The following is an 11,480-nucleotide window of genomic DNA, read 5'->3' as shown; positions in this document are numbered from 1 at the left end:
TGGTGGGACGGGCTTTGGTGCTGTGACATTCCTTGACATAGTATCCTATAGTGTTAGCATAGATAACTGTTAACAAGGAACGAAATTAATTCTCAAAAGGAGCGATTAGGTATCTTAATTAACAAACGGATTTTGTATGTCGGAGCAGGATCGATGGCAGAAGGAATGATAGCCGGGATGAACGGGTGTGATAGCTTGCATAACGTGCAGATATATGTGACGAATCGAACAAATTCGGAGCGTCTGTATGAGCTGCAGGAGCGCTACACTATTACCGGTATTCCTCAGGCTGAGGTGAATTGGGGCAGTATGGATGTCATCATACTCGCGATGAAACCAAAGGACATAACCGCTGCATTAATCGATTTGAAAGATAAGGTTCAGGAAAGACAGCTGGTCATATCGGTAGCTGCAGGCATCCAGAATGAACAGATTGAGCATTATCTGCCGGAAAACCAACCCGTTGTTCGTATTATGCCTAACACATCCAGTACCATTGGTGAATCAGCGACGGCTATTGCACCTGGTACCCATGTATCCGCCGATCAGCTTACGTTGATTAGCGAACTGGTCAATACATTTGGTGAGTCATTTGTAATTGCAGAAGAGCAGATGGATGTCTTCACAGGAATGGCTGGCAGTGGACCTGCCTATTTCTATAAGCTGATGGAGCACTTTGAGGAAACAGGTGTAGCTGCAGGCATTGACCGTGAAACAGCAAGAAAGATCGGAACGCAAACGATGCTGGGAGCGGCCAGAATGCTAGTAGAAACGGAAGAAGAGCCGGCCATTCTGCGGAAGAAAGTAACCTCTCCAAATGGAACAACTGCTGCCGGACTTGAAGCACTGAATGATGCTGGAGCAGGAGAAGCGATGACAAAAGCGATTCTTTCTGCAGCGGAACGATCCAACGAAATCAGTGAGGAGCTTAAAAAACAGCTTTTGACACGCTAACGCATGATAGTGAAAAAATGAAAACTGGAGGACGTTATCATTTCTATTCAAGCAACAGAACCGAAACGTATTGTCGTCAAGATCGGAAGCAGTTCATTGACCAGCCTGCATGGAGAAATCAGCCGTAAGAAGCTTGAGAAACTAGTGGAGCAGCTCGTAAAGCTGAAAGACAATGGCTATGAGGTATTGCTTGTATCATCGGGAGCTGTGGCAGCCGGTTATCGCAAGCTCGGTTTTCTGGAACGACCGAAGTCCCTGCCGGAAAAGCAAGCTGCTGCATCTATCGGGCAGGGCTTGCTGATGGAAGCCTACTCGGATTTGTTCCTGTCCCATGGTTATGTAGCGTCGCAAATTTTGATTACACGTGGCGACTTCTCGGACGAAACCCGCTATAATAATGTTAGAAATACGATAAATGTATTAGTTGATCGTGGCATCATCCCGATCATAAATGAAAACGATACAGTGACAGTCGATAGGCTGCGCTTTGGAGATAATGACACACTTTCGGCAAAGGTTGCCGGATTGGTCGGTGCAGATTTCCTGGCTGTCCTTTCTGATATTGACGGTTTGTATACGGATAATCCAGTCAAGAACCCGGATGCAACACGCATCGAGCTGGTGAAAGCCATCACGCCAGAAATAGAGGCTGCTGCAGGTGATGCTGGAAGTGCAGTCGGAACCGGCGGCATGAAGTCCAAGCTGGATGCATTCAAGATTGCGATGGCATCTGGTATTAAAGGTTTTCTTGGCGATGCAACAGAAGAAGATATCATCTATAGTTCTGTGTTGGGTGAAGCAGATGGAACGTACTTCGAAGCGGATCAGGATATGGATTACTTGAATCGCAAGAAACAGTGGATTGCCTTCAATTCCGGACCAGTAGGTGAAATCATCTTGAAGAGAGATGACCAGACACCACATTCAGTTGAATTCCAGAATATCAGCACCATCAAGGGCAATTTCAAAAAAGGTGACGTCGTGCGCATTCTGGATGAAACAGGAGCTCGAATCGGTCTGGGTATCGTGAATCAAGCTGCGTCCGAACTTTGGCAGGAATTGGCGAGTCCGGTAAGGAATATAGAAGAGACGATAGTCGATCAGGAAGCGTTTGTTTGTGAACTAGAGCATACTGTACCAATTCGATGACAGAAGGAGGAATACTGTGGAGCATATAAAGGAAGTAGTAACAGTCGAGGAGCAAGCCATTGCAGCGAAATCAGCAGCTAAGCAGCTTGCACTCCTGACAACAGCTGAAAGAAATGAGGCACTGGTTGCAGTTGCGGCGCAATTGGAAAAGGAATATGAAGTCATTCTGACTGCGAATGATAAAGATATGCAAGCAGGGGAAACAAAAGGGTTCGATGCTGCTTTTCTTGATCGCTTGAAGCTTAACCGCGAACGTATCGAGGATTTTGCAAGTGGATTGAAGGAAGTAGTTGAGCTTGAGGATCCAACTGATCACGTGGTCAGCGAATGGACACTGGAAAACGGCTTGCATGTTAGCCGTATTACGGTGCCGCTAGGCGTTATCGGAATGATTTATGAAGCTCGTCCTAATGTAACAGCAGATGCAACGGGTCTGGCGCTCAAGTCAGGTAATGCGATCGTCTTGAAAGGCGGATCATCTGCAATTCATACGAATACAGCAATCGTAGAGGTCATCAAAAAAGCACTCCAGCAGACAAAAGTTCCTGCGGAGGCGGTTCAGCTTATCCAATCGACTGATCGGAAGGAGACGGCGAAGCTCTTTACGATGAAGGAGCATATCGATGTGCTTATTCCTCGCGGGGGTGCATCACTCATCCAAGCCGTCGTTGATTCTGCAACTGTTCCAGTCTTGGAAACAGGTGTAGGGAACTGCCATATGTACGTGGATAATACAGCACAAGTTGATATGGCTATCTCCACATTCCTGAATGCCAAAACGGATCGTCCGGCAGTTTGCAACGCATTGGAAACATTGATTGTTCACCGGAAATGGCTGGAGACAAACAAGGATGCATTAGTACAAGCGCTGCAGGAAAATGGTATTCAAACACATGGAGATGACATTGCAGTACAGCTTTTACCAGACTGCAAACCTGCAACAGAAGCGGATTGGGCAAATGAATACTTGGGCCTGGACGTTGCAGTACGTGTCGTTGATTCAGTAGAGGAAGCCATTGACCACATCGACCGTTATGGTACAAAGCATTCAGAGGCAATCATTTCTGAAGATGGCGAAGCAGTAAACAAATTCATGAAAGCTGTTGATGCAGCAGCACTTTATCATAATGCATCGACGCGTTTCACAGATGGTCATGCATTAGGGTTCGGAGCTGAGATCGGTATTTCAACACAAAAGCTTCATGCCCGCGGACCGATGGGCTTGCCGGCATTAACGACGTACAAGTACGTTATGAAAGGCAACGGTCAAACAAGATAACAAAAAGCTCATCCTAATGGATGGGCTTTTTTTTGTTATAAGTACGAGCGGTATAGGTTCATAGTTATCAAGGCTGCAGATTGAGATTTCTGCAGCCTATTCATTTTTTCTATACAGCAAATTTCCATTTATTTATTGCATAAATTCTCTATTTTGTTATAGTTGATTATGATAATCATTATCAATTAGGCGATTGCTTTAGTCCTGATCAAGCTAAAGTACGAAAGGGAGAAGAGCAAAATGAAGTGGAAAACAGTAACTGGTATTGGTCTTACAGCAGCCTTGAGCTTTTCTTTGGCAGCTTGCGGAAATAGCGACGATACAGCATCTAGTGAATCATCGGATAAGAAGGAACAGCAGATTACATATTTGGATAAGGAATACTCGCTTCCAGCAGAAACGGATACAATCGTGACAGCAAGTCTCGAGTCAATGGAGGATGCAGCTGTATTGGGAGTAAAGCCTGCCGGGGCGCTATCTGTAGGTGGTGAAACCCCTTCATATTTAGAAGCGGATTTATCAGGTGTGGAATTGATTGGCGAGAAAATGCAGCCAAATTACGAAACGATTCTTTCACTTGAGCCCGATGTGATTCTAGGATCTTCTAAGTTTCCTGAGGATGTTAGTAAGTCACTAAATGACATAGCTACGACTATTCCATACTCTCATATCTCGGAGAACTGGGAAGCGAATCTGGAGCTGCTCGGTTCCTTGACTGGCAAAGAGGATGAAGCTGAACAGATCATTTCAGATTATGAAAAGGATTCGCAGGAAGCCAAAACGGAACTTGGAGAAGTGCTTGAGGATAAGCAGGTGTTAGTAGTCAGAATCCGGGCAGGCAGTCTGTACGTTTATCCGCAGAATGTCTATTTGAATCCTGTATTATACAGTGATCTAGGCTTGCAAGTACCTGAAGTTATCATTGAAGCGGAAGCACAGGCGGAAATTTCCTTGGAGAAGCTGGCAGAAGTAAATCCGGATTATCTGTTCCTGCAATTTGAAACGACTGAAAATCCTGAGAATGCTAGTGCTTTGGAAGACCTGCAAAACAACGACATATTCAAGTCTATTAATGCAGCGAAGGAAGATCATGTATTCATGAATGCTATCGATCCATTGGCACAGGGCGGAACGGCATGGAGCAAGACAGAATTCCTGAAAGCAGCAACTGAAAAGCTGGCTGAATAAGCAATGTATGGCACAAAGAATAGAATTGCTTGGATAGTGCTGCTCACTGCTCCTTTGACAGGAGTGCTCGTTGTATTGGTTTCAGTATTATATGGGGTTAAGGATATGCCAATCAGTACGATTTGGGATGCGATTTTACATTATGATTCTGACAATGTAGACCATACCATCTTGCTGACTGCGAGACTGCCAAGAGCTTTGGCTGCCTTGCTGGTAGGTGCTTTCTTAGCAATAGCTGGGTCAATTATGCAGGGCATCACACGGAATTATCTTGCTTCTCCATCTATCATGGGAGTCAATGACGGTTCTGCACTAGTAATTACATTGTGCATGGTCCTTGTTCCTGGTCTATCTGATCATATGATGATTCTTTACTCTATGGCAGGCTCTGCAGTGGGTGCCGGTATCGTATTCGGCTTTGCCTCGCTGCTGAAAAATGGAATGGCTCCAGTTCAACTGGCTATTATCGGGACAGTCATCGGAACATTTCTCAGCGGCTGTGCAGCAGCTTTCGCCTCCTATTATCAGGTGTCACAGCATGTAAGCATTTGGTATAACGCGAGAATGGACGGAGTAGATGTCCATATGCTGAAATTGGCTGTGCCGATTGGTCTTATTGGACTGGTTTTGGCTATGTCGGTATCCAAATCGGTCACGATCATGGCACTGGGTGAGGAAGTTGCTGCGGGACTTGGGCAGAAGACAGTTTATATCAAGATGATTAGCATGCTCAGCGTCGTCTGCCTGACAGGGACAGCTGTCGCCTTTGTCGGGAAGATAGCTTTTGTCGGACTTGTTGTCCCGCATATTACCCGTTTTCTAATCGGGGTTGATTACCGTCTGCTCATTCCTTGCTCTGCAGTGATTGGCGGAATATTCCTCTGCTTATCCGATGTGGTCAGCCGCTTTATCAACGCACCGTTCGAAACACCAATTGGAGTAGTGACTGCTTTTATAGGCGTTCCATTCTTCCTTTATCTCATTTGGAGAAAGGGAGGGAAGCAATATGCGGCTTAGAATCGGCTCAAAATTAATTCTAAGTGGAATGATTATTAGTTTGCTGCTGCTTCTTTCCATCTATCTGCATATAACGAGCGGCAGCTATACGATGACTGTAGGAGATATTTCTCGAACATTATTTGGATTGAGTGATGATCGCAAGCTTGAATTGGTTATCTTTCAGTTCCGTCTGCCGCGGATTGTAATTGGAGCACTTGTCGGCGCAGGTTTAGGCATCGCAGGAACTGTGATGCAAGGAGTCACACGCAATGGATTGGCCGACCCGGGAATACTCGGCATCAATGCTGGTGCGGGAACAGCCATTGTTATATATATCTTCTTTTTCCAGGGGATGATTCAATCCGAGACAATTGGTGGTTGGTTGGCGGTCTTGATGATGCCGATATTCGGCTTCATTGGCGGGCTGCTGGTGGCACTGCTTATTTTTGCTTTCTCCTGGCGGCAGGGAACGCTTGATATGCAGCGGCTCATCCTGACGGGTATCGCTCTTGGAACAGGATTTGGAGCGTTGTCGCTATACATATCGTTGAAGATGAATGCGAATGATTTTGAAATGGCCACTGTCTGGACGACAGGCAGCATTTATAATGCGAATTGGATTTATATCTGTGCGATGCTGCCTTGGATCATCATCCTTGGTGCAGTGCTTTACCGGAAATCATATTTGCTCAATTATTTTCAATTGAGCGATGACTCGATTCGGAGCTTAGGCATCCGTAATGAACGCGAAAAGGCGATACTGCTGCTAGCAAGCATTGGCCTGGTGAGTGCCTGTGTGTCCGTTTCCGGCGGGATTGCATTTGTCGGATTGATTGCACCGCATATCAGCAGGCGTCTTGTCGGAAATGATTACCGATACAATATGCCAATCAGTGCTTTAACCGGCATGGTGCTGCTCGTCTTTTCAGATTATATTGCGAAGACTGTTTTTGCGCCGGCAGAACTGGCAGTAGGAATTGTTGTATCAATTATAGGCGTACCTTATTTCTTGTACTTACTGGCAAAAGCAAACAAAGGAGGCTGAAAACATGACAGAGGAATGGACACTTTCGGGGAAAGAGCCGGGAGTGAATTACCGTGTGCAACTATTTATCCCGGATCAACCCCCTCAATCAGAAGATGGCTATCCGGTTATCTATATGCTGGATGGAAATGCTTATTTTGGATTCGGTGCAGATGTCATACGCAATCAATCTCATAATATGCTTAAAACTGGAGTGGATCCGGCAATAGTTGTAGGTATAGCATTAGATGCAGAAGAGACGGTTATTAGGGAACGGCGTTTCTATGATTTTACACCGCCAGCATCAGCTTATAAATTTCCAGATAGAATGAAATGGAAAACAACCGGAAAGTATGGAGGAGCAGATATTTTCCTGGATTGGCTCATAGATGAGCTGCAGCCGAGAATCTTGGAAAACTATAACGTTCAGCATGATAAGCAATGTCTGTACGGTCATTCCTTGGGTGGATTGTTTACGCTGTACAGCATGTTCAAACGTCCAGAAGCTTTCCAATGCTATTTGGCTATCAGTCCTTCTATCTGGTGGAATGACAAGCATATCTATTCCTTTTTGAACAAAGACCAAGATTCCAAGCTCTTCATTGGTGTAGGGGAAAAGGAAGGTTTTATGGTAGAAGATGCGTTGGCGCTCTATCATCGTTTACCGAGCTCTATAGATGAAAAGACTGTATACTACGTTGCAGATGATGAAAATCACGCGTCAGTCGTTCCTGCTACGCTTAGTCGAGCGTTCCGCTATTTCTTCAGCTAACCCGGTTTTTTTGTTTCCTGCTCGATATCTGCTAAAATGAGAGGAAGCGATCAAAACGGAGGGATGTCCACATGCAAGCCTTTATCCGGAACGACCAATATAACAATATTAAGGAACAGGTACAGCAGCTCGTGAATAGTTCTGCTGCTGTCAGAGATATAGACATCATTTTTGGACTCCGCTCATTAGCTGAAGAGAAGATTCTGAATCGATTCGAGAAGCTCTCAGAGGAAGAGGCAGAAATGATTAAAAGAATCCAGGGTGTGCAGGATGAAATCGATGCAGAGCTCTTTTTAGCTCAGCTGCGTCCATCCATCAAGCCATTTCCTGCGCTTACGGAGCAGCAGCTGCGGAAGCTATTCCCGAAAGTGAAGCATTTACATGTACCGAAACTTGATGAAGTCGATTGGGAAAAAACATCCTATCTAGGGTGGAATGATCCTGGTCAGCAGGCAAAATACATGGTCGCTCCACATGAGGATGGCATGATGGCCGCCCGCGGCACTATGACTCCATCCTCTCAGCCAGGGATGTGCACCATTTGCAATAAGCTAGAAAGTGTAGGATTATTCATGGCAGATTCAATTGGGCGCGGCCAAGGGACGTATGTAAAACGAGGAAACTATGTTTGCAGGGATAGCGCCAAGTGTAATCGAAATCTAACAGATATCAACCGGTTCTACAGCTTCATCTCTAATCTGCATGCATCATAAATAAAGAAGGAGCACATGCCTTGAGGCGAGTGCTCCTTCTTTTATTCTTCGGGCAGATCAAAAGTCAAATCAGCTGCCAGCAAGTCTTCTTCTTTATCAGTGATACTGGAGATACGCAATGAGAAGGAATCTTCTTCTTTGTAATCTTCCTGATCCATGAGGAAGACAACATATTTGGTCGAAGTCTGGCCAGGTTCGATTTCACCAGAATCTGCTTCCAAAACATTATGGTTCAGGATCCGGTATGTTGGAGTTTCAAGAAAAGCACCCATTTCCTTTAATGGTACCGCACTTTCCCCATCATTCTTCACTTCCAGCTTCGCTGTCGCTGCAACGATTTTCTCCGGATCCTCGAAACCGGTGAAGGAATCCTCATAGGAATCTGCCGGTTTCAGCTTCGTATATTGAATCCCTTTCAGGGTCACTTCCAGATTGTCATCATTTTCGGACTGATCAAAGTTCTGTTCAGCTAGCATTTCCTTATCTGCAACCGCATCTTTCGTCAGGCGGTCCGGGAAGTAGGGATTTTCTGCTGTCACAGTGTCCGTCAAATTGACAGACAATGCATCTGTATCTTCGTTTCCTTCTGTAACTGCTGCTTGTGCCGCCGGTGCCTTTGGCTCTTCGGCTGCTTTTTCGTCCTTACTGCAGGCGGATAAGGTCAATGCGATTGCGAACAACAATACTGCAGCTGGAATACGGAACAGTTTCATATACTTCTTTCATCCTCTCTTTTAACAAGATAGTCTTCTAGAAAATAAGTAAATTAAGACATAAATATCATACCGTAACCCTATATGGAATGAAATGAAAAGAGCCTAATTTCCTAGAAGAAAGTCTAGGAAGGGCTGGAAAAATTGGAGATGAGAGGTATCATTTCTTTCTGTTAGCTGGTAAAATGTAGGAGAGTATGAGCGGTGTATAACAAACAGAAAAGAGTTACATCTACCGCATTTTTTTATTGCATAAATTCTGAAGTGCGATATATATTTAGAAAGTATGAATCAGGATTGGAAGCAAGTACATTAAGTGAGGAGAACGCGGAAAATGGGGCAAAGAAGAGATCTGAAGGAATTGTCCATGTACCTAGAAGAAGACGAACGGATTTTTCTCTACGTACAAAGTAAGCTCGACGAGAGGAATGGCATCCTTGGTGTCACGCAGAACCGAATCCTGTTTACGCACAAACCGTTGATAAAACCAGCTTATCTGGATACGACCAGCTATGACAGCATCGACTATATCCTTTATACAGAGGGTACAGGGGAAGGCGAATTATCTATCCATATGAATAATGGAGATATAAAATATGTAACAAGCCATCGCCTGATCCATCTAAAGGGTGTAAGTGATATCGTCAGGATGTTCGTTAACAATCATCAGCGTGATCTCTTGTTCCGGAATACGTTCAATCGCAAGCAATTGTTGGAATAGATAGACGCAGGGAACAGAAGTAGTAGGATGGAAAACTGTCATAGAGAGCTGCCGGAAGGTGCAAGGCAGTCAGAGAAACATCCGAACTCATCTGTGAGTGCCCGGGAGGAAATGCCTGGTCGGCTGGCAGCCGTTATCAGCTTTGAGGGTGAGCTGGCTTTCTCACCGAAAAAGAGTGGTACCACAATGTCCATTGTCTCTTTAGGAGATGGTGGACATTTTTTTATATAAGGAGGAGTGCACTATGGAGAATTGCTTTATCTGTGACAAGCATGCAGGATGTATAGAAGTGAGCGGTGATTGTATTTATGAAGACCAATATATTTATATGAGTCATATCGATAAAAAGGGACAACCGACTTATCTTGGTCATATTATGCTCGATTTGAAACGCCATGTCCCACAAATCGGGGATATGTCGGAGGAAGAAGCGGCTGCATTCGGTATTGCAATGAAACGCGCTGCAAAGGCATTGCAGGGGACATTGCAAGCAGAGCATGTGTACACACTTGTCTCCGGAAATGCTGTGCCTCATGTTCACATGCATATCATTCCTAGATATGCAGGAACTCCTGAAAAATACTGGGGACCGATGGATGTTTATGCTTGGCCAGATGCGCCTTTTGGCGGAGAGTTGGAAATAAGAGAGGTCACAGCAAAACTACAGTGCTTTATGAAAGAGAATTTCCGTGCAAACGTTTAGTTGGACAGGCGATCAACATACATTCCTGGATGAACCCGATGTGAAGCAAATCGAGAGTCTTGTGTTAGGAAGACTTGGTGGAATGACCCAGGCCGGTCAAACAAAAAACGAAGATGGAGTAGTATTGTTCATCGGAGAGAATTGGGAGTTCATACTTCTGATGGATGCGCATCATTCAGCAGATAGTGCTAGACTCGTTGCTGAAACTTTTCTGCAGGTAGAGCCTGAGTTACGAAAAGCTTGCGATGCAGCATCAGCATTTGGACAAGTACCTGCATTCGTTACAGATCAATTATCCCAGCCTTCTTTCATGGAAGCATGTCGAAATGTTAATGGGGAGACTGCATGTCTCTTTGTCTTCCGTAAAGATGCGTATATCTGGTGGCTATCAATAGGGGATTGTCTCTTCTATCTTTTCCATAGTGAATTAGCGGAAATGGGTGAGTTTGAGCAAAATACCCGACACTTTTATGAATGGATCGGTCAGCAGAATGCCTGGTCATTACATGTTCCCTCCTATACAACTGGTACACGGCAGCTAAGAAAAGGAAAGAATCAACTTTTCATGACGACAGATGGGCTGCTGGAATGTCCCGGACTGAATATGGATGGTCAAAAACTATATGATTTGTTATCCAGAATGAATGATGATTCGTTTGTGCAGCGGCTGCTCTCCGATTTGGAATCTCATTCTGTTCGGGATAGCTCTACATTCGTTTGCTGGACAGTAGATATTGCAGAGGAAGGATTGATGCCAAGTGACAAATTATAATGAGCAAATAGAAGCTTTTTATCGAACGTATTTGGAGCAAAACCCAGAGGCACCACAAACTTATACAGCCTGGAGCTTCGGTGGCGATGATGCTTTAGCGGATGAACTAGCTGAGCTAGTTGTTCAGGGGACCAAAACAGCAACATCTTCTAATCATCTGCTGTATGAATTGGAGAATGAGCCTGTCCCAGAACCTGGTCTTCATAGTATTGTTCTCGACAGAGCAGGAAATCCTCGTGCTGTGATTGAAATTATACAGGTAGAAGTAAAATCGTATAAAGAGGTTGATGAGACTTTTGCCTTCAAAGAAGGTGAAGGTGATCGTACACTTGCTTATTGGCGTTCTGTTCACGAGCCATTCTTCTCAAAGGAAATGGAAGAAATCGGACGTGACTTTTCAGCTGACATGCTTGTTGTATGTGAGGAATTCGCTGTACGGTTTATCGCTCATAAATAATTAGTGTCCTGCACACACTGTAGACAAGAAGATACA

At 44.8% G+C, this 11,480-nt stretch carries 13 protein-coding genes and 1 other annotated feature; of the genes, 12 read left to right on the top strand and 1 reads right to left on the bottom strand.

The annotated features are described in order from the left end of the window. Positions 1-84 precede the first annotated feature (84 nt). The 8 genes from proC (at position 85) to AE2B122_RS10210 (ending at position 8,078) form a co-directional block, all read left to right on the top strand. Positions 85-954: a pyrroline-5-carboxylate reductase gene (gene proC / locus AE2B122_RS10245; RefSeq protein WP_255212176.1), complete on the top strand. Its 870-nt coding sequence runs from the start codon at positions 85-87 to the stop codon at positions 952-954. A 45-nt stretch (positions 955-999) separates the two neighbouring features. Beyond that, entirely contained in the window at positions 1,000-2,103 is a 1,104-nt protein-coding gene (gene proB, locus AE2B122_RS10240) for a glutamate 5-kinase (RefSeq protein WP_175074094.1), read from the top strand. Between the two features lie 16 nt (positions 2,104-2,119). Further along, on the top strand, positions 2,120-3,382 hold the full coding sequence (locus tag AE2B122_RS10235) for a glutamate-5-semialdehyde dehydrogenase (RefSeq protein ID WP_175073998.1): 1,263 nt from the start codon (positions 2,120-2,122) through the stop codon (positions 3,380-3,382). Between the two features lie 240 nt (positions 3,383-3,622). Continuing rightward, a complete protein-coding gene (locus AE2B122_RS10230; RefSeq protein ID WP_175073997.1) occupies positions 3,623-4,570 on the top strand; it encodes an iron-hydroxamate ABC transporter substrate-binding protein in 948 nt (315 codons plus the stop codon). A 3-nt stretch (positions 4,571-4,573) separates the two neighbouring features. Then, positions 4,574-5,587, top strand: coding sequence for an iron ABC transporter permease (locus tag AE2B122_RS10225; protein WP_175073996.1), 1,014 nt, complete (start codon positions 4,574-4,576; stop codon positions 5,585-5,587). Then, the gene (locus AE2B122_RS10220; RefSeq protein WP_175073995.1) at positions 5,577-6,614 is read left to right on the top strand and encodes an iron ABC transporter permease; all 1,038 of its coding nucleotides are present in this window, start codon (positions 5,577-5,579) and stop codon (positions 6,612-6,614) included. The genes AE2B122_RS10225 and AE2B122_RS10220 overlap by 11 nt, the downstream gene beginning before the upstream one ends. Positions 6,615-6,618: 4 nt before the next feature. Then, positions 6,619-7,365 carry an alpha/beta hydrolase gene (locus tag AE2B122_RS10215; protein WP_175073994.1) on the top strand — a complete coding sequence of 249 codons (747 nt, stop codon included), beginning with the start codon at positions 6,619-6,621 and terminating at the stop codon, positions 7,363-7,365. A gap of 71 nt (positions 7,366-7,436) precedes the next feature. After that, the gene (locus tag AE2B122_RS10210) at positions 7,437-8,078 is read left to right on the top strand and encodes a FusB/FusC family EF-G-binding protein (protein WP_175073993.1); all 642 of its coding nucleotides are present in this window, start codon (positions 7,437-7,439) and stop codon (positions 8,076-8,078) included. A 41-nt stretch (positions 8,079-8,119) separates the two neighbouring features. On the opposite strand, the gene AE2B122_RS10205 is transcribed toward AE2B122_RS10210, so the two are convergent. Continuing rightward, a complete protein-coding gene (locus tag AE2B122_RS10205; RefSeq protein WP_175073992.1) occupies positions 8,120-8,791 on the bottom strand; it encodes a hypothetical protein in 672 nt (223 codons plus the stop codon). Between the two features lie 334 nt (positions 8,792-9,125). Here AE2B122_RS10205 and AE2B122_RS10200 point away from each other — a divergent pair, with 334 nt between their 5' ends. From AE2B122_RS10200 to AE2B122_RS10185, 4 genes are all read left to right on the top strand, one after another. Beyond that, on the top strand, positions 9,126-9,512 hold the full coding sequence (locus tag AE2B122_RS10200) for a PH domain-containing protein (protein WP_095219721.1): 387 nt from the start codon (positions 9,126-9,128) through the stop codon (positions 9,510-9,512). After that, positions 9,513-9,716: a binding site (T-box leader), on the top strand. Between the two features lie 40 nt (positions 9,717-9,756). Next, positions 9,757-10,215 carry an HIT family protein gene (locus tag AE2B122_RS10195; protein WP_175073991.1) on the top strand — a complete coding sequence of 153 codons (459 nt, stop codon included), beginning with the start codon at positions 9,757-9,759 and terminating at the stop codon, positions 10,213-10,215. Then, complete coding sequence (locus AE2B122_RS10190) at positions 10,202-10,987, top strand: protein phosphatase 2C domain-containing protein (protein WP_175073990.1); 786 nt, start codon at positions 10,202-10,204, stop codon at positions 10,985-10,987. Before AE2B122_RS10195 ends, AE2B122_RS10190 begins: the two co-directional genes overlap by 14 nt. After that, positions 10,974-11,444 carry an ASCH domain-containing protein gene (locus AE2B122_RS10185; RefSeq protein WP_175073989.1) on the top strand — a complete coding sequence of 157 codons (471 nt, stop codon included), beginning with the start codon at positions 10,974-10,976 and terminating at the stop codon, positions 11,442-11,444. Before AE2B122_RS10190 ends, AE2B122_RS10185 begins: the two co-directional genes overlap by 14 nt. Positions 11,445-11,480: the final 36 nt, after the last annotated feature.

The sequence above is a fragment of the Terribacillus sp. AE2B 122 genome (assembly GCF_902497585.1).
In the GTDB taxonomy this organism is placed as follows: Bacteria; Bacillota; Bacilli; order Bacillales; family Amphibacillaceae; genus Terribacillus; species Terribacillus saccharophilus_A.
This window is presented reverse-complemented; position numbering and strand designations above follow the sequence as displayed.